Annotated in this window: 16 protein-coding genes; 11 read left to right on the top strand and 5 right to left on the bottom strand. The window is 62.2% G+C overall.

The genetic code is table 11. The annotated features are described in order from the left end of the window. Positions 1 to 94: 94 nt before the first annotated feature. Positions 95 to 1,945, top strand: coding sequence for a hypothetical protein (locus tag JGZ97_RS14745; RefSeq protein ID WP_207063434.1), 1,851 nt, complete (start codon positions 95 to 97; stop codon positions 1,943 to 1,945). 108 nt (positions 1,946 to 2,053) lie between these two features. Continuing rightward, positions 2,054 to 2,413, top strand: coding sequence for a hypothetical protein (locus tag JGZ97_RS14740; protein ID WP_207063433.1), 360 nt, complete (start codon positions 2,054 to 2,056; stop codon positions 2,411 to 2,413). A gap of 162 nt (positions 2,414 to 2,575) precedes the next feature. On the opposite strand, the gene JGZ97_RS14735 is transcribed toward JGZ97_RS14740, so the two are convergent. Beyond that, the gene (locus tag JGZ97_RS14735) at positions 2,576 to 2,854 is read right to left on the bottom strand and encodes a hypothetical protein (protein WP_207063432.1); all 279 of its coding nucleotides are present in this window, start codon (positions 2,852 to 2,854) and stop codon (positions 2,576 to 2,578) included. Between the two features lie 86 nt (positions 2,855 to 2,940). Here JGZ97_RS14735 and JGZ97_RS14730 point away from each other — a divergent pair, with 86 nt between their 5' ends. Further along, on the top strand, positions 2,941 to 3,399 hold the full coding sequence (locus JGZ97_RS14730; RefSeq protein WP_207063431.1) for an LEA type 2 family protein: 459 nt from the start codon (positions 2,941 to 2,943) through the stop codon (positions 3,397 to 3,399). A 145-nt stretch (positions 3,400 to 3,544) separates the two neighbouring features. On the opposite strand, the gene gcvP is transcribed toward JGZ97_RS14730, so the two are convergent. Both gcvP and JGZ97_RS14720 read right to left on the bottom strand, forming a co-directional pair. Further along, positions 3,545 to 6,433 carry an aminomethyl-transferring glycine dehydrogenase gene (gcvP, locus tag JGZ97_RS14725; RefSeq protein ID WP_242521806.1) on the bottom strand — a complete coding sequence of 963 codons (2,889 nt, stop codon included), beginning with the start codon at positions 6,431 to 6,433 and terminating at the stop codon, positions 3,545 to 3,547. A 261-nt stretch (positions 6,434 to 6,694) separates the two neighbouring features. Beyond that, positions 6,695 to 7,225 (bottom strand): disulfide bond formation protein B, encoded by a 531-nt coding sequence (locus JGZ97_RS14720; protein ID WP_207063428.1) that lies wholly within the window; start codon positions 7,223 to 7,225, stop codon positions 6,695 to 6,697. Between the two features lie 248 nt (positions 7,226 to 7,473). Here JGZ97_RS14720 and JGZ97_RS14715 point away from each other — a divergent pair, with 248 nt between their 5' ends. Both JGZ97_RS14715 and rmuC read left to right on the top strand, forming a co-directional pair. Continuing rightward, positions 7,474 to 7,824, top strand: coding sequence for a hypothetical protein (locus JGZ97_RS14715; RefSeq protein WP_207063427.1), 351 nt, complete (start codon positions 7,474 to 7,476; stop codon positions 7,822 to 7,824). Positions 7,825 to 7,831: 7 nt separating this feature from the next. Beyond that, complete coding sequence (gene rmuC / locus JGZ97_RS14710; RefSeq protein WP_207063425.1) at positions 7,832 to 9,226, top strand: DNA recombination protein RmuC; 1,395 nt, start codon at positions 7,832 to 7,834, stop codon at positions 9,224 to 9,226. Here the strand turns inward: rmuC and JGZ97_RS14705 are convergent. Then, on the bottom strand, positions 9,223 to 10,119 hold the full coding sequence (locus JGZ97_RS14705; RefSeq protein ID WP_207063423.1) for a LysR family transcriptional regulator: 897 nt from the start codon (positions 10,117 to 10,119) through the stop codon (positions 9,223 to 9,225). The two genes, rmuC and JGZ97_RS14705, sit on opposite strands and share 4 nt — an antisense overlap. A gap of 164 nt (positions 10,120 to 10,283) precedes the next feature. On the opposite strand from JGZ97_RS14705, the gene JGZ97_RS14700 reads away from it, so the two are divergent. Further along, the gene (locus JGZ97_RS14700; protein ID WP_207063421.1) at positions 10,284 to 11,138 is read left to right on the top strand and encodes a hypothetical protein; all 855 of its coding nucleotides are present in this window, start codon (positions 10,284 to 10,286) and stop codon (positions 11,136 to 11,138) included. 31 nt (positions 11,139 to 11,169) lie between these two features. Beyond that, positions 11,170 to 12,099, top strand: a complete 930-nt coding sequence (locus JGZ97_RS14695) for a glutathione S-transferase family protein (RefSeq protein ID WP_207063420.1) — start codon at positions 11,170 to 11,172, stop codon at positions 12,097 to 12,099. A 57-nt stretch (positions 12,100 to 12,156) separates the two neighbouring features. On the opposite strand, the gene JGZ97_RS14690 is transcribed toward JGZ97_RS14695, so the two are convergent. Next, on the bottom strand, positions 12,157 to 13,698 hold the full coding sequence (locus tag JGZ97_RS14690) for a sensor histidine kinase (RefSeq protein WP_207063419.1): 1,542 nt from the start codon (positions 13,696 to 13,698) through the stop codon (positions 12,157 to 12,159). Positions 13,699 to 14,219: 521 nt separating this feature from the next. Between JGZ97_RS14690 and JGZ97_RS14685 the strand changes: the two genes are divergently transcribed. The 4 genes from JGZ97_RS14685 to JGZ97_RS14670 all read left to right on the top strand — a co-directional run bounded on the left by JGZ97_RS14685 (position 14,220) and on the right by JGZ97_RS14670 (position 16,870). After that, a complete protein-coding gene (locus JGZ97_RS14685; RefSeq protein ID WP_207063418.1) occupies positions 14,220 to 14,696 on the top strand; it encodes a cytochrome c in 477 nt (158 codons plus the stop codon). A 43-nt stretch (positions 14,697 to 14,739) separates the two neighbouring features. After that, on the top strand, positions 14,740 to 15,663 hold the full coding sequence (locus JGZ97_RS14680) for a cytochrome c (RefSeq protein ID WP_207063417.1): 924 nt from the start codon (positions 14,740 to 14,742) through the stop codon (positions 15,661 to 15,663). 136 nt (positions 15,664 to 15,799) lie between these two features. Then, positions 15,800 to 16,036, top strand: coding sequence for a DUF3820 family protein (locus JGZ97_RS14675; protein WP_207063416.1), 237 nt, complete (start codon positions 15,800 to 15,802; stop codon positions 16,034 to 16,036). Positions 16,037 to 16,321: 285 nt separating this feature from the next. After that, the gene (locus tag JGZ97_RS14670; protein WP_207063415.1) at positions 16,322 to 16,870 is read left to right on the top strand and encodes a cupin domain-containing protein; all 549 of its coding nucleotides are present in this window, start codon (positions 16,322 to 16,324) and stop codon (positions 16,868 to 16,870) included. Positions 16,871 to 16,985: the final 115 nt, after the last annotated feature.

The following is a 16,985-nucleotide window of genomic DNA, read 5'->3' as shown; positions in this document are numbered from 1 at the left end:
TCGTCGCTTCGGCTTGATCCACGACCGCGTTTGATGCGATGCTCGCGGCGTTAAGCGCCCACGTGCTAAATGTCACCCGCCAGTATTCAGAATCATGCCGCTTTTTGAACGTAAGAACAGTGTTGAAAAACGCTTGCTGATCGAGGACCGCGGCGCCAGCCGCATCAACCGATTGACCCAGGCGGCGATCAGCAAGTCCACCACCCAGCAGGTGGTGGAGTTGGCCTGGACTGCGGGTCCTGTGACCCTGATCGCCTCTGTCGGCGGCTATTACCTCGGTCACGGCAAGCAGTTGCCCACCGAGACCCTGGTCTTCTTTATCGCCTATACCGTGATCGCCGGTGTGATCGGTCTGATCTCCAACGTGCTGGGCCGACTGGGCCGCGGGCGCAAGAGGGAGGAGGCAGCGGAACAGATCACCCGGGTGATGGGCAAGCTGCCGGACCTGGTGCTGGATCTGCGGGATCTGCAGCTTGAAAGCCTGGAGCCGCACCAGCGCAAGCTGGAGGCGGCCCGGATCCTGCTTCAGGAGGTGGACCTGGGGCCCCGTTGGCTGGGTAGCGCCATCCGCAGTATCGGTGGCTCCGCTGAGCTGGCCGAAGCGGTGGAGGAGATCGACATGTTCCGTCGCGCCGGGATGAACTGCCGGGCCCGGGATATCTACCAGGAGCACCTGGAGGCGCTGCAGGCCCTCGCCGCCGAGGTGCGTCAGCAGCTACCGCCCCTGGCTGACAGCCTGGAAGCCCGTTTTGCCGGTGACGGTTACGACCCCAGCGCCGGCGTGCCGCGCGGGCGTTATTTCATCGAGCGGATCTTCGCCGCCATTGATGATGAAGACGATACCCTGATGACCCTGGAAGACGTGGAGGAGATTTACACGCTGCTCTACGAACTGCTTTGTGGGCGCCGAATCCCCATGCTCTCCTTCAGCTTCGCCGGCGCTTCACGCTTGGCCAAGGCGACGGAAGGGCTGGAGGAGCGGCGTTTCCGGTTTCGTATCGTCCGGGCCCGGGCCTACAGCCGCTTGCTGGCGCTGGCCACCTACCTCAGCGACCACCTGGATGACGCCGCCCTGGCCAGTCGCGCGGAGCTGACCGGCAAGGAACTGCTGGAGTTTTGCCAGACCCACATCGAAACCCTGGTGGAGCGGATCAGCCGCGGTCGCAACTGGGAGCGCCAGCGCCTGCGGCCGATTCTGGAGCAGGCATTGGAGCTCTACCACCGGGCCTATATCGCCAATCGCAAAACCGAGCGTGAGTACCGTGATTTCCAGGCCGCGGTCGAGCGCTGGAAGGTGCTGATGGACGATGAGCAGGACCAGGACGTGGTGTTCACGCAGAAAAGCGGCGGGGGGCACGGGCTGCAGATTGTCGAGGACAGCATTGCCCTGGATGACGAGGATAAGGTCCAGGTCGTGCAGTCGGTTTTCCGTTATTTCCTCTACCATCGCCGGGTCCATGGCGACTATGCCCGTCGCGCCCGGGCGGCCAAGCAGCTGGCGGTGCGTATCGCCCTGGCTCTCGACGAGGTGATCGAGGTGCGTCGGCCCGAGGTGCAGCGCGCCATCTACTCCGCCAATACGCTGAACATGGGGTTGTTCGAGCGGGACATGAGCACCAAGGCAAAAGTGGGGCTGGGCGAGGCCCTGGCCCGGGAGATCGGCAAGGATATGAGCCGGGCTGCCCGCGGCCTGGTGGCGGCGATCTACCGCTTCTATGGCCTTAAGCTGGATCCGGCGGCCAGCCAGCAACTGGCGGAGCGCTACGGTTCGACGGTGGAAGAGCTTGAGCAGGTCTACGGGGAGACGGAAGGGGGCTTTGGCGGTCACGGCCAGTTGCCGGTGCGGCCCTTTACTGTGCCGCGCGCACCCTTGGAGTGGCGCCTCGCGTTGACCCGGCCCGGCGTTTCGGCGAAGGTTCCGCCGCCTAAGGCTGGCTCCATTTAGGTCGAATTGGTTAAAATCCGGCTCCGGCCCAAAAGGCTGCTGTGGGTCAACGCGGCGGCCGGCCCTTTTCCGTAGGCTTTGCATTTTCGCTGATTCGAGGTTGTATCCATGGCGCGTTTAATTCCCTTCCTGATGTTGCTGTTCCTCTGGGGATGCCAGGAGGGCGATCACCCTGCTCAGGGGCGCTGGCATGGGACGCTGATCAAGGATGGCCTGCAGGTGGACCTGGGCATCGTGCAGATCGGCGCGGACCGGATCGATATGCCCCAGGTGGACGAAAGTTACCGTAACCTTGCGTTTACTCCTGAAGGAAAAGAGGTGCGTTTCTTCCGCAAGACCGGTGGCAGCTTCCAGGGTGAAGTCGACGCAGGGGGTAACCATACCCGGGGTGTCATTCGGATGGACGGCTCCGGACGGGCCGAGATGACCATCAATCGGATAAGTGGGCTGGTCAAGCTAAACCGTTAACCGGGCAACCTGAGCCGAGGCGTCCGCTGTTTGACGGGGCGCCGGAGGGCCAAGGTGGGCCGCCCACCTGAAGCCGGAGGCGGTGCTTACCCTATTCACGCTTTCCGCTTACCTCTTATCTTTTGCCATTCAGTGCCTTTGGGGGCGTTGTCGCGGACTGACCTAATAGTCGCTTTTGACCGGGCCGTCACGACCGACGCAGTGAACCTGGTCGTTGTCCGCTTTGTTCAGGCGCACGCAGTGGTAGAGGCGCCCGGCGTCGGTCAATGCCCAGACCCCTTCTTCACCGTCGGCGCTGATGGTGACGATGCGTTCCAGGCTGCCGTTGAGCACCGCCTGGGCGCGGCTGGCGGCGGAAGCCGGGGCGTCCTGCGCCTGCAGCGGGGCTAGCGGAAAGGCGAGCAGGGAGAGCAAGGTCAGGGACAGGGGAAAAATGCGCATGGAGTTACCTCGGCGGGGAATTTCGCTGCAAGCATAGCTCATCTCAGGCTGGGCTATGCTTGCCTTTACGCTGAAGGGAGATGGGGATGAGAAGACGATTCTGGATACTTTGGGCCTGTCTGCTGGTACTGCACGGTTGTGCCGGGATAACGCCGATGATGGATCCCCCCCAGGTTTCCGTTATCGGGCTGCGGGCCCTGCCCGGCGAAGGGCTGGCGCCGCGCTTTGAGATCGCCCTGCGGATCAGCAACCCCAACAGTCAGGCCCTGGAACTCGAGGGACTGGCCTACAGCATTACCTTGGCGGAGCGAAAGCTGCTCAGCGGGGTCAGCAACGAGTTGCCGCGGATCGAGGGCTACACCACCGCCGAGGTGAAGCTGGAGGCCAGCGTGGACCTGCTGCAGGGGGTGCGACTGCTGAGCGATCTGATGGCCGAACCACGGGACCGGTTTGACTACCTGCTGGAGCTGCGGTTGGATCCCGGTGCGCTGAGCCCCGATATACGGGTGACTGACCGGGGCTCGTTGTCGCTGCGGCCGAAATAGAACAGGCTTGTCCGGCTGGGGGTGTTGGGAGGTGGCCGGGGACATATTGCGGAGTGCGTGTCGTTGCCGGGAAAAGGCACCCGGTGAAAAAAAGCCCGGCGTGTGCCGGGCTTTTTGTTGAACCGCTGCCGACGGGAAGGTCGGTTTAGCGATAGGCGTCGGGGGACGGGCAGCTACAGATCAGGTTGCGGTCGCCGTAGACGTTGTCAATCCGGTTCACCGTAGGCCAGAACTTGGCGTCCTTGAGGGCGGCCACCGGGAACACGGCCTGCTCGCGGGAGTAGGGGTGTTGCCAGTTTTCAGCAATGATATCGGCCTGGGTGTGGGGGGCGTTTTTCAGCGGGTTGTCCTCGGCATCCAGCTCGCCGCGCTCCACCTGGGCGATCTCTTCGCGAATCTTCACCATGGCCTCGATAAAGCGGTCCAGTTCGGCCTTGGATTCGGATTCGGTGGGCTCGATCATCAGGGTTCCCGGCACCGGGAAGCTCATGGTGGGGGCGTGGAAACCGTAATCCATCAGGCGCTTGGCGATATCCTCTTCACTGATACCGCTGCTCTCCTTGAGGGGGCGGATGTCCACGATGCACTCGTGGGCCACCCGGTTGTTGCGGCCCCGGTAGAGGATCGGGTAGTGGGGCGCGAGCTTCTCCGCCAGGTAGTTGGCGCTGAGGATCGCCACCTGGGTGGCGCGCTTGAGCCCGTCCCGTCCCAGCAGGGCGCAGTAGGCCCAGGAGATCGGCAGGATGGAAGCGCTGCCGAAGGGCGTGGCTGACACGGCGCCCATCTCGGCCTTGGGTCCTTCGATGGGGCTGACCGGGTGGTTGGGCAGGAAGGGGGCCAGGTGTGCCTTGACCCCGATGGGGCCCATGCCGGGGCCGCCGCCGCCGTGGGGGATGGCGAAGGTCTTGTGCAGGTTGAGGTGGGAAACATCCGCGCCGATCTGGCCGGGTTTTGAGAGCCCCACCTGAGCGTTCATGTTGGCCCCGTCCATGTATACCTGGCCGCCGTGCTGGTGGATCAGTTCACAGATCTCCCGGATCCCTTCTTCGAACACCCCGTGGGTCGAGGGATAGGTGATCATCAGGCAGGAGAGGCTGTCGCTGTGGGCCTCGGCCTTGGCCTTGAGGTCGGCGATATCCACGTTGCCATCGCGGTCGCAGTCCACCACCACCACCTTCATCGCCGCCATGGCGGCCGAGGCAGGGTTGGTACCGTGGGCGGAGCTGGGGATCAGGCAGATGTCGCGATGGCCTTCGCCGATGCTCTCCTGGTATTTGCGGATTGCCAGCAGGCCGGCGTATTCGCCCTGGGCGCCGGAGTTGGGCTGCAAGGAGATCCGATCGTAGCCGGTGATGGTGACCAGCATCTGCTCCAGCTCTTCGAACAGCGCCAGATAGCCGCCCACCTGGTCCCGGGGGGCGAAGGGGTGGATATTGGCGAACTCCGGCCAGGTCACCGGAATCATCTCGGCGCTGGCGTTGAGCTTCATGGTGCACGAGCCCAGCGGGATCATGCCATGGGCGAGACTGAAGTCCTTGTTTTCCAGGCGCTTGAGGTAGCGCAGCATCTCGGTTTCGCAGTGGTAGCTGTTGAATACCGGATGGGTGAGGAAGTCGGAGGTGCGGCGCAGCGACTCGGGAATGCGGGCATCGGCCGCCAGCGCGCCATCGATTGCCTCCACGCTGAGGCCGTGGTCGCGGTTATCAGTGAAGATCTGCCACAGCTGCTCGAGGTCGGCGCGGGTGGTGGTTTCGTCCAGGCTCAGGGCGATGCGGTCGGACTCCACGGTGCGCAGGTTGACGCCCATGCTCAGGGCCCGCGCCACGATGCTCGCCTGCTGGTCGCCTACCTCGACGCAGAGGGTGTCGAAGAAGTCGGGATGACGCAAGCTGAAACCGCTCTGCTCCAGGCCTGCGGCCAGGATGGCGGCGTAGCGCTGGACCCGGCCGGCGATTTTCTTGAGCCCTTTGGGACCGTGATAGACCGCGTAGAAGCTGGCCATGTTGGCGAGCAGCGCCTGCGCGGTACAGATATTGGAGGTGGCCTTTTCCCGGCGAATGTGCTGTTCCCGGGTCTGCATGGCCATGCGCAGGGCCGGTCCGCCGCGGGTGTCGACGGAGACTCCGATGATGCGTCCCGGTGCCTGGCGCTTGTGCTTGTCCTGGGTGGCGAAGAAGGCGGCGTGGGGGCCGCCGAAGCCCATGGGGACCCCGAAGCGCTGGGCACTGCCGAGGACCACGTCGGCGCCCATCTCCCCCGGTGACTTCAGGCACACGAGGCTGAGCAGGTCGGTGGCCACCGCTACCAGGGCTTTCTGGTCGTGCGCGCGGGCGATCAGGGGCTCGATATCGCGGACCTGGCCGTCGCGACCGGGGTACTGGAGCAGCACGCCGAACAGGTCGTACTGGTCGAGTTCCGTGGCGGGGTCGCCCACCACTACTTCGAAGCCGAAGTATTCGGCGCGGGTCTGGATCACGTTCAAGGTCTGGGGCAGAACGTCGTCGGCGACGAAAAAGCAGTTGCTCTTTTTACGGTTGGCCCGCTTACACAGGGTCATCGCCTCGGCCGCGGCGGTGGCTTCGTCAAGCAGCGAGGCGTTGGCCAGCCCCATGCCGGTCAGGTCGGTCACCATCTGCTGGAAGTTGAGCAGCGCCTCCAGGCGGCCCTGGGCGATTTCCGGCTGGTAGGGGGTATAGGCGGTATACCAGCCGGGGTTTTCCAGCACGTTGCGCAGAATGACGTTGGGCACCAGGGTGTCGTAGTAGCCCAGTCCCAGGTAAGACTTGTGCACGCGGTTACCGGCGGCGAGGGTTTTGAGCCGCTGCAGAATCTCGTGCTCGCTGTGGGCCGGGGGCAGGTCCAGGGGCGCGTTTTCCAGGATCGATCCGGGGAGGGTGGAGTGGATGAGCGCATCTAGGCTTTCCAGGCCCAGCGTATTCAGCATGGCCTGAATCTGGCTTTGGTCGGGACCGATGTGTCGTTCGATAAAGTCGTCGTGTTGCTCAAGTGCGTAGAGCGAAGCCGTGGTGCTCATCTCCAACCCCATAGTCGTTTTAATAGTCGGTTTAACTGGCAGGTGGTTCGGCGGAACCGAAGTTTAAAGGAGGGTATTTTAGCCTGTTTGAAGGGTGGGCTGTAGTCGGGAATTTCTGAAAAGCTACAAAAGTTTCATAAAGTGGCTTTTTGGTCGCTTTGCGCCGGCAAGGTTCCGGCTGAGTGGTGCCGGTTTGGCTGCTGATTGGCGGAGGCCCGGTCGGAAGGCGTCGTTCGGGATAACAGGTTAACAGGTGGGGCTTCAGGTGAAGTAGTTGCGCTGGCGTTTCTTGCGCAGCAGCCTGATCAGAATAAGCGCCAGCAGCACGAACAGGATCAGTCCCTGTTGAGGCAGGCCAAGCCCCAGCAGTTGTCCGTGGGTCGCGGTACAGGCATCGGCGCGGGCCAGCACCGGCTGCAGGGCATTCTCCACCAAGCTAAGCGCCTGCAGCTGCGCGCCGCTGGGAAAGCAGGCGGAGTCCCCGGCGCCTGGCAGCAGTTGCAGCCAGATATGCCGCCCGCTCAGGGCCAGCCCGCAGCCGGCGATCACTAACCCCAGCAGCGCGTAGGCGCGCTGTCCCAACTGGCGGGGGTTGTGCACCCAGGCCAGCAGGAAAAGCAGGCCCTGAATGACGAGGATCAGCCGGGTCGCGAGACAGAGAGTGCAGGGGGAAAGCCCGAGTTGGCCCTCCAGGTAGCCAATCAGGTAAAGCAGGGCGCTTCCGCAAAGGACCAGGCCGGTGACGTTGAGGGGGCGATAGGACGGCGCCGAAAGGTCGGCAAAATAGCTCACTGCGCACTCCTTCTCTGCTGGGGTGATCAGGCCTTTAGCAGGACAACCGGGGCGGCCAGAACGCTGGCGATAACGGGCTGATTTGCTTTTTATAAATGCCCGCCAGGCGCGAGTCATAATAACCCAGTCGAATTTTTTTGCCAGGGGTGGGTCGGTGTTCGCTTTCCGGGAAATTCCGTACAATGTCAGGCTGCTGGAGGGCAGTGTGGTGCTCGCGGTTTAATTCATTGCTATACAGGAGTGTTATCTTGGATCCCACGGTCGTGTTTGGTCTTGCCGGTGCCTTTTCCATGAGTGCCGCCATTGCCGCCAGTAAATTGCTGAAGCTGCCTGCCGAGGAGCAGCCGGCCTGGGCCCGCGGCACCCGCGGCAACAAGCGGGTTCTGATCGCCGGCAACCTGTGCGCGCTGGTGCTGGTTGCCGCCATGGTATTCGGGGTGACTCACCTGGCGTGGTGGATCCCGGTATTGTGCCTGTTTATTACCTTTCCGGTGGTGCACGTCATCATTCTCGAGCCGCTGCTTGGCCTGGCCCGGGCGCTGATAGTGGGGGCGCTCGGGGCGCTGATGGGCGCCGTGCTGATCGGCCTTTTCTGGTAGTCCGGTGATGCCCGCGCTGCAGCAGTTGGGGCCTTGGCCGCTGGCGGTGGCGACCGTTCTGGTGGCCTTGCTACTGCACGCCTTGGCACGACGACAGTGGCGCCAAGAGCGGGAGCGTCTTGGCGCTGAACTGGCCGCACAGAGGGAGTCCTGCACCGAACTGCAGGTGGCGCTGAGTGGCGCCCGTGAGCGGATCAGCCTCCTGGACAGTCTTAAACGGGACCTGGTTGAGCGCGATCAGTTACTGGACAGTCTCAGGGCCGAGCAGACCGATCTGACGGCCCAGCTGCGCGAGCAGCGGGTGCGCCTGCAGAGCGAGCGCCAGGCCCAGGCTGAGAAACTGCAGCTGTTGGAGCAGGCCAGAAGCCAGATGCAGGAGGAGTTTCAGCAGCTGGCGCGGCGAGTGCTGGAGGAGAACAGCCAGCGCTTCGGCCACGTGCAGCAGGAGAAGCTGGATCACCTGTTGAGCCCCTTGCGCCAACAACTGGGTGACTTCCGTCGCCGCGTCGATGATGTCTACGACCGGGAGAATCGCGACCGTGCAGGGCTCAAGGAGCAAATTCACCAGCTCAAGCAGCTGAACCTGCAGATGAGCCGGGACGCGGTCAACCTGACTCAGGCCCTCAAGGGCGACAGCAAGGTCCAGGGGAACTGGGGCGAGGTGGTGCTGGAGCGGATTCTTGAGGAGTCCGGCTTGCGGCGCGGTTACGAGTACGAGTTGCAGGTACACCAGCGTGACGAGGCGGGACGGCGTTACCTGCCCGATGTCATTGTCCACCTGCCCGAAGACAAGGATGTGATCATCGACGCCAAGGTTTCCCTGGTGGCTTACGAGCGCTATTGCAGCGCCGAGGATGCAGCGCTCGCCGCTGAGGCCCGCAAGGCTCATCTGCTCTCCCTGCGCCGGCACATCAAGGGGCTGAGTGAAAAGGCTTACCAGCAGCTTCCCGGGATCCGCTCGCTGGACTTCGTGTTGCTGTTTATCCCCCTGGAGCCGGCGTTCACCCTTGCCCTGGAGGAGGACCCCGCGCTGTTCGGGGATGCCTTTGAACGCAATATCCTCCTGGTCAGTCCCTCGAGCCTGCTGGTGACGCTGCGCACCATCAACCACATCTGGCGCTATGAAAAGCAGAACAGCAACGCCCAGGAGATCGCCCGTCGCGGCGCAGAGCTGCACGACAAGTTCGTCGGTTTCGTGGAAGCGCTGGATGATGTCGGGCGTCACCTCGGCCAGACCCAGCAGGCCTTTGACGCCGCCTATAAACGGCTGAGCCGCGGCCGGGGCAACCTGGTCAGCCGGGTCACCGCCCTGCAGCAGCTGGGAGTGGCCGGCAAGAAGCAGCTCTCCAAGCGCCTCACCGAGCAGGCCCGGGAGAGTGCCGAGGCCCCGGGCGACGCCTAGGCGCTGGACTTCTCTGAGAAGTACTCCTTCAGGAATTCGATGAACAGCCGCATCTTCGCCGGCAGGAACTGCCGGTGGGGGTAGACCAGGTAGACGTTGTGGGTGGGGATTTCGTAGTCGGCGAAGAGTTCTACCAGTTCACCGCGGGCCAGGGCGTCCTCCACCATGAAGTTGGGCTTGAGAATAATCCCCACCCCCTGCCTGGCGGCGGCGACCATGGCGCGGCCGTTATTGGAGTTGAGCCGACCGCTTACCTTTACCGCGTGCCGCTCCTTGTCCCGGTAGAACAGCCATTCGTTGTTGGTGGATGAGTAGGTGTAGGTCAGGCAGTTGTGATCTCGCAGGTCCTGAGGTGTCTGGGGCCGTCCATGTTGCTGCAGGTAGGCGGGGGAAGCGCAGCAGATCAGGCGTCCGTTAAGCAGGCGCTGCGCCACGAGGGTGGAGTCCGACAGGGCGCCGATGCGCAGGGCCAGGTCAAACCCCTCTTCAATCAGGTTTACCTTGCGGTCCTGGTAGTTGATGTCGATCTCGACTTCCGGGTAGCGGGACAGAAAAGCGGCGATTGCCGGGGCCAGGCAGAGCACGCCGAAGTCGATGGGGGCGGTCAGTCGCAGCAGGCCGCTGGGTTTGGTGCCCAGCTCGTTGAGGGAGGCTTCGGCTTCTTCGATGTCGTTCAACAGTCCGGTACAGAGGTGGTAATAGCGCTCTCCCGCCTCGGTGGTGTTGACCCGGCGGGTGGTGCGGTTCAGCAGGCGGATGCCCAGCTGTTCCTCCAGCGCCGCCACATGTTTGGTAACCATGGCCGGCGAGATCCTCAGGTCGCGGGCCGCCTGCGAAAAGTTCTCCCGTGCCACCACACGGCAGAAAACTTTCATACTGGTCAGCTTGTCCATCTAATCACCTGGGGAAATAATGTTTTTTCCAAGTGTAGTGTTAATTTTTTTAAAGTAAATAGTTACGCTGGCAAAGCAGCGATTGAACACCCCTCAGACAAAATATAGCGGCTTAACGGCGAAAGGCCCTGTTCAAAGGCCGGTTATTCAGGTGGGAGTTTTCTATGTATGGCGAGTCGGGCACTGATGCCACTCTGATTATGCTCGCGCAGACCCTGTTAGCCCCCATTGGGATCATGCTGCTGGCGCTGGGGCTGTGGGCTTTGCTGGCGCGACAACGGGCGGGAACGACCGCTTTCTGGACGCTGGGTCTGGCGTTGGCCTTCTGGGTCAGTGGCAGCTGGATTGGCGGCCGGATCGGTCTGCCCCCGCAACGGGCCACCGATATTCTGGTGCTGATGGGCGCGGGGGGGCTGATTCTGGAGTGGCTCCACGGCCGTACGGCGCACGTGGAGCGGTGGTGGCGCCTGCCGGTGGTGCTGGCCGTGACCCTGACTCTGCTGGGCTGGCAACTCTGGTCGGTGTTGGGACGGATGGAAGGCTCCACGCAGGTGCTTCATTTCCTGGCGCTGGGGCTCTTGTTCCTGGCCCTCTACGGGGTGGGCACGAGGCCCAGGGTGGAGCCGGTGCGCGATGCTCTCTGGATGCTGATCGCCGCCGGGGCCGCTCCGGTGATCGCCCTGGACGGCACCCTGGTGCTGGGGCAACTGGCGGGGGCACTGGCTGCGGGGTGCGGTGTGATCTGGCTCGCAGGCCTGGTCTTTGGGCCGCGGGTGACAGGGCTCGGGGTGGCGCCGCCGTTGCTGCTGGTAGCGCTCCTGTCGGCCGCTTATCTGCTGGCCGGGGTCAACCCGCTGGCGCTGCTGCTGGTCGCCGTCGGGCCGTTGCTGATTGCCTTGCTGCGGGGCTTGCATCCGCTGGATGCACGGGGCTTGGATAACCTGCGTACGCTGGTGGCGGGAGTGGCGCCGCTGGGGTTGGCGCTCTGGACAGTTTGGCCTGACGGCTCCGGCTACTGACGGGGTGTCTGGCAACGGGGGACGCTAAACGATGATGGTCAACGGAAAATGGACAGGGCGCTACCAGCCGGTCCAGGGGGTGGATGAACAGGGTGGCTTTGTCCGCGAGCGTTCGCAGTTTCGTCACTGGGTGGGCGAGGACGAAGCCTTTCCGCTCGCTTCGGGACGCTATCACCTCTATGTCGCCATGATCTGCCCGTGGGCCTGCCGGACCCTGATGGTTCGTGGGCTGCTGGGGCTGGAGGACGTGATCAGCGTCTCCCGGGTCAAGCCGGCACTGAGCGAGCAGGGCTGGGCTTTTGGTGACACGCCTCCCTTTATCGACCCCTACCTTGGCGCCCGCCACCTCCACCAGCTCTACAGCCATTCCGATGCTGCCTACACGGGCCGCGCCACGGTGCCCGTGCTCTGGGACAAGGAGCGACGTTGTATCGTTAATAACGAGTCGGCGGATATCGTTCGAGTGCTTAATGGAGTCTTCCGTCCCCTGGGTACGGAGAAGTTTGATCTCTACCCGGAGTTCCTGCGTGGGGAGATCGACTGTCTTAACGAACGTTACTACCACACCCTGAACAACGGCGTCTACCGGGCGGGTTTCGCCACGACCCAGGTCGCTTACGAGGAAGCCTATCGGGATGTTTTCGAAGCCCTGGACGAGTTGGAGGCGCGGTTGAGCACGCAGCCCTACGTGCTGGGCGAGCAGGTGACCGAGACCGACGTTCGCCTGTTCGTGACCCTGGTGCGTTTTGACCTGGCCTATTACAGCCTCTTTAAGTGTAACCTTCGGCGCATCGCCGATTACCCCGCGCTCAGTGCCTACCTGCGCAGGCTTTACGCGCTGCCTGGGGTGGCGGACACCGTGGAGCCCGAGGCGATCAAAGCCGGCTACTACTCCATCGAGAGCCTGAACCCCACCGGTATCGTGCCGCTGGGACCCGAGACGTTGCCGTTCCTCGGATAAAACATCGGGTTTCGAGTAAAAAGCTTCCGGGTCGTTCCGAGGAGTTCATGGCGGGAGCTAGTTTGGCTCGGCCTGGATGCCGCGCTGTCCGGACTCCGGCGCCGGCAGTTGGACGATGGCAATAGTGCCGTCTCCGGCATCGGACTTGAGGGAGAGGGTGCCGCCGTGGGCGCGGACGATTGTGTGGCAGACCGCGAGCCCCAGCCCCGTACCCTGACCCACCGGTTTGGTGGTGTAGAAAGCGTCGGTGGCCCGGGCGAGCACCTCCGGGGTCATGCCACAGCCGTTGTCTAGAACCTTGAGGCCCACCTGCTCGCCGCTCATGAACGTCTGTACCTGGATCACGCCTCCCGGTTCACTGCCGTAGCGCACCTGCAGGGCGTCGGCCGCGTTGGAGAGCAGGTGCATCAGTACCTGGACCATCTGGCTGCCGGCCACCCGCAATGCCGGTAACCGGGGTTCGAGCTGCAGCCGCACCTGCGTATCCTGGAGACGACGATCGTAGCGCATCAGCCGGCAGGTGCGGGCCACCAGGTTGTTGAAGTCCAGCCACTCCGGGGATTCGGATTGCGGATTGGCGAATTCCGATACGTCGCGATTGATGTCAGCCAATCGTTGGCCCTGCTGGCGCGCCAGCTCAAGGTCAGTGTGCAGGTCTTCGGGCCAGTGGCGCGCCCTTTCGTCGGCATCGAGGCTCTCCAGCAGTCCCAGGAGACTGGCGATGGGGTTGCCGATTTCATGGACGATGCCCGCCGCCAGCGACCCGATAGCGGCCATTTTCTCCTGCTGAATGACCTGTTGTTCCATCCGTTCGCGCTCTTCGATCTCCTTGGCCAGCTGAAGGTTGCGCTGGGCCAGGTCCTGGGTGCGCTGCGCCACCCGTTGCTCCAGCTCATCACGGGCCTTTTGTAGGGCGTCCACGGAATCCTGCAACCGGTTGCTCTGAGCCTGGATGACCCGGTCTGCATGACGCACCAGGAGCAGGAGCGCTGCATAGAGCAGGGCCAGCGTCACCAGGGTGCCGGCCATGACCGACCACTGGGTGTGACGAATTTTTCGCAACAACGGGGTGTAGTCGCTGTAGACCTCAAAAATGCCCGCCACCTGCTCGGTGTCGGGCAGGTAAAGCGGTATGTAGGTCTGCAACAGGTCCAGTGCCTCGACCTGGCGATCGAATTCATTGTAGTGGTCGCGCTCCACGAAGGAGTTGGAAACCTGGCCGCGCAGGGCAAGGGGAATCGCGGGGTTGGTGCTCTGGTCTGCGCCGATCTCTTCGTTCGTGGTGGAGAATACGGTGAGGCCCGCGGGGGAATAGAGTTTTACCTTGATGACCGCCAGTCCCTGTATGCGGGAAAGGATGCTTTGGTGCAGGCGCTGTGCCGCAGCGTGATCCTGGGCCTCTCGGGAGGATTCCAGCAGCGGCTGGATCTGAGGCCAGAGGCTGTTGGCCAGTACCCGGGTGATGGCGATGTTTCTGTTTTCGCCTTCATCCAGCAAGACGTCGATGGCCAGCATCCGATAGAACAGGCCCAGGGCCACAGCGGTGAGCAGCAGGGTTGCGAGGCTGGTCAGGGAAAAGAAGCGTTGCAGCCTGAACATTCCACCGTCCCTCAGGTTAGGGATGGTGCGCTCGGTGCGGTTGCTCAGTAGAGCCCTGAAGACACTTGACGCTGGCCATCCGTGGTCCGTGCGTTGGGGCGCAAAAATAAGGTGTATCTATTAACAAAGTGTAGCGGTTCAGCCCGCATGGTGCGCCTTGCCAGAGCACCTTTGGGTGAAAAGAGGGAGGGGACAGAAAGGGGGTTAGTTGCGCAGCGCATCGGGTAGGCGCAGCAGGTCGTTTCGTTGAATGGATAGAACTCTGCTATTCCTTTTAAGGGCTTAGCGGCTTGACGGCTTGGCCGCGTAACGTCGGCTGAGTCCGGTTAACACCGGGAAGCGCAGTTGCTTAGAGCGGGTCCACGCTGAGCGTGAGCCGTGCAGTGCTCCTTACCAAGGAAATGGTCTTGGCGAAGAGGGCGGCTTTTGGGAAGTTCCGTTAACTAAAGGCTTCATCCCACAAAAGCTTCATTCTATAAAAGCTTCGTCCTGTGGCAGATAAAAATAATCAAGGAGATTGTATGAGACTCACGCACCTGATGATTGGCACCATGGCTGCCAGCCTGGCCCTGACCACCACCGCTTTGGCGGCTGCTCCCGACGATGCCATCAAGGCGCGCAAGGGATTAATGCGGCTTTATGCATTCAACGTGGGGTTGGTCGGCGACATGGCCAAGGGTAAGAGTGATTATGATGCCCAGGTGGCGGCGACCGCCGCGGACAATCTGCTGATCCTGAGCCGTCTCGATACCGGCGCCTTGTGGCCGCCCGGCTCTCACGAAAGAAACAGCGAACTGGAAGAAAAAACACGGGCGCTTCCGGCATTCTGGGAGGACCCTGAAGGCGTTCGAAAGGCCGGCGAGGAGCTGGGAAAAGCGCTCAAGGGATTGTCCGAGGCGGCCGGAAACGGGCTGCCGAGCCTGCGCCAGGCCATGAAGCCGGTTGGGGAAGGGTGTAAAGGCTGCCACAAAGAATTTCGCGCAGAGAAGAAGAAGTGAGAGTTAGCCGCGCGACCAGCGTTTAAACAGCGGGTCAATGGGTATGGGGTATTGGCTGAAGACAGTGAGGGGCGCATCGCTGGTCCTGCTGGCAGCGCTTTGGCTGCTGAGTCGTCCGCAAACTGACGTCGTCCCCGCGAACCTGGCCGAAGTTCAGGGCAGCCGTGAACGTGGCGAACGGATTTTCCTTATCGGCGGCTGTGCTTCCTGCCACCGTCCCCCTGACGCCGACGCGACCTCAGCCCTGGATCTCAGCGGCGGAAGGCGCTTTGAAACGGCGTTTGGAACCTTCGTTGCGCCTAATATTACGCCTCACGAAGCTACCGGTATCGGTAGCTGGAGTAACGCCGACTTCGTCACTGCCATGCTCACAGGGGTCTCGCCTCAGGGGGAGCACTACTACCCGGTGTTCCCCTATACCTCATACGCGCGTATGCGCTTGCAGGATGTGGTCGATCTCAAAACATTTTTGGATACGCTACCGGCGGTTGATCGAGAGAACCCGGCCCACGAGGTGGCGTTTCCATTCAATCTGCGGCGTGGGCTCGGACTTTGGAAGCGGGTCTATGGGCGGCGCGGGCCGGTGACGGACCTGGATTCGCCGACGCCGCAGCAGCGGCTGGGGCAGTATCTGGTGGAGGGGCCGGGGCACTGCGGCGAGTGCCACACGCCAAGAACCTTCGGGGGAGGGCTTGATTACGCCCGCTGGCTCGCCGGCGCCCCCAGCCCCGACGGCGACGGGGTGATACCGAACATCACCCCCCACCCTCAAGGCCTGGGTGAGTGGCAGGCGGTGGATATCGCCGGCTACCTGGCCAGCGGCTTTACTCCGGATTACGACGTCGTTGGCGGCGCCATGGCTGAAGTGGTGGATAACCTGGCGCAGGTGTCGGAGGCTGACCGGGAAGCCATCGCTGCCTATTTGCGAAGAGTGGAGCCTTCAGCGACCGCTTATGATAGCGAGTAGGGTGCCAAGGCGTGGTTAGGGCCGCTGCGCAGGAGATGGACCGGCAAGCGGACTCGTCTTGCAAACCGGGTCGCCGGGCTGGTTTCATCGCCTACGGGCCGTTAAGCTGCGGGTCTTTAATTCTGGAGTTTCGATCATGGAGCACCTTGACCCCAACCTGTTGCTGAGACTTGCCCGCACGCCGATGCCGTTCGGCAAATACCAGGGGCGGCTGCTGGTGGACCTGCCAGAACCCTATGTGGTCTGGTTTGCCCAGAAAGGCTTTCCCGAGGGATCGCTGGGGGAGCTGCTGCGCTGTCTGCACGAAATCAAGGTGAACGGGCTTGAATATCTGCTGGATCCACTGCGCCTGACTGATCGCGGCGCACGCTGATATTTAGAGAGGGGTGCGCGAGGGAAGGTTTCGGACAAGCCGGACTCAGGGGCCGAGGTGGCTTGTTTCCCGATTCAGGCTGAGGTTTGTTTCAGCCCTTTGCCGGGGCGGATGTTTTGATCGCTGCAAGGCGAAGGCGTGGGTAAGGTGCGCCTTTTCTTGCATCGATGTATAATGGCGCCCGGTTGTGTCCCGTTATCCCGGTCTCAGGATTTCTGGATTTGGCTGGATCGCGCAACGCGTGCCAAAATGATAAAAATCACGTCGGAGCAGAAAGGTGGGTGAATGAGTATTGATGTGGGGGCTAGATTAAAAGAAGTTCGCCTTCAGAAAAGTTTATCCCAGCGCGAGCTTGCCAAAAGAGCCGGTGTGACCAACAGCACCATTTCCTTGATTGAACAGAACCGGGTGAGCCCATCCGTCAGCTCCCTCAAAAAGGTGCTTGACGGTATTCCGATGCAGTTGCAAGAGTTCTTTTCTCTCAACGTACCGGAAAAAAAGCAGGTTTTTTATCCAGCCGATGAACTGCCGGATCTTGGCCACGGTGAAATCAGTCTGCACCTGGTGGGGCACAATTACCCGAACAGAACGCTCTCCTTGCTGCGAGAAACCTACCCGCCAGGGTCTGATACAGGTTCCGAGATGCTGACGCATGAGGGACAGGAAGCAGGCGTTGTTATTCGCGGCAGTATCGAATTAACGGTGGACGGCGAGAGCCGCTTGCTGGGGCCTGGGGATGCCTATTTTTTCGACAGTAGCCTTGCCCACCGTTTTAAAAATAGCGGTGACGAAACCTGTGAAATAGTCAGCGCCAACAACCCGCCTTCGATTTAAATAGTCGTTTGAAAAATCGGTCAGGCATAAAGCACGCTCCGGCGTGCTTTTGTTTTTAACCGGGGCGGCAAAAAAATAGCCGCTCAACTGTTAAGAACGGCAAAACCTTGCCGAT

It is taken from the genome of Motiliproteus sp. SC1-56, assembly GCF_017309075.1.
Taxonomy (GTDB): Bacteria; Pseudomonadota; Gammaproteobacteria; order Pseudomonadales; family Balneatricaceae; genus Motiliproteus.
Note: the sequence above shows the minus strand (reverse complement) of the source record. Positions and strands in the feature narration are given on the sequence as shown.

What these genes read in the sequence shown, in the direction of transcription:
- JGZ97_RS14745 (WP_207063434.1), top strand. Translation starts at nt 95, where the DNA reads ATGCCGCTTTTTGAACGTAAGAACAGTGTTGAAAAACGCTTGCTGATC.
- JGZ97_RS14740 (WP_207063433.1), top strand. Translation starts at nt 2,054, where the DNA reads ATGGCGCGTTTAATTCCCTTCCTGATGTTGCTGTTCCTCTGGGGATGC.
- JGZ97_RS14735 (WP_207063432.1), bottom strand. Translation starts at nt 2,854, where the DNA reads ATGCGCATTTTTCCCCTGTCCCTGACCTTGCTCTCCCTGCTCGCCTTT.
- JGZ97_RS14730 (WP_207063431.1), top strand. Translation starts at nt 2,941, where the DNA reads ATGAGAAGACGATTCTGGATACTTTGGGCCTGTCTGCTGGTACTGCAC.
- gcvP (WP_242521806.1), bottom strand. Translation starts at nt 6,433, where the DNA reads ATGAGCACCACGGCTTCGCTCTACGCACTTGAGCAACACGACGACTTT.
- rmuC (WP_207063425.1), top strand. Translation starts at nt 7,832, where the DNA reads ATGCCCGCGCTGCAGCAGTTGGGGCCTTGGCCGCTGGCGGTGGCGACC.
- JGZ97_RS14705 (WP_207063423.1), bottom strand. Translation starts at nt 10,119, where the DNA reads ATGGACAAGCTGACCAGTATGAAAGTTTTCTGCCGTGTGGTGGCACGG.
- JGZ97_RS14700 (WP_207063421.1), top strand. Translation starts at nt 10,284, where the DNA reads ATGTATGGCGAGTCGGGCACTGATGCCACTCTGATTATGCTCGCGCAG.
- JGZ97_RS14695 (WP_207063420.1), top strand. Translation starts at nt 11,170, where the DNA reads ATGATGGTCAACGGAAAATGGACAGGGCGCTACCAGCCGGTCCAGGGG.
- JGZ97_RS14690 (WP_207063419.1), bottom strand. Translation starts at nt 13,698, where the DNA reads ATGTTCAGGCTGCAACGCTTCTTTTCCCTGACCAGCCTCGCAACCCTG.
- JGZ97_RS14685 (WP_207063418.1), top strand. Translation starts at nt 14,220, where the DNA reads ATGAGACTCACGCACCTGATGATTGGCACCATGGCTGCCAGCCTGGCC.
- JGZ97_RS14680 (WP_207063417.1), top strand. Translation starts at nt 14,740, where the DNA reads ATGGGGTATTGGCTGAAGACAGTGAGGGGCGCATCGCTGGTCCTGCTG.
- JGZ97_RS14675 (WP_207063416.1), top strand. Translation starts at nt 15,800, where the DNA reads ATGGAGCACCTTGACCCCAACCTGTTGCTGAGACTTGCCCGCACGCCG.
- JGZ97_RS14670 (WP_207063415.1), top strand. Translation starts at nt 16,322, where the DNA reads ATGAGTATTGATGTGGGGGCTAGATTAAAAGAAGTTCGCCTTCAGAAA.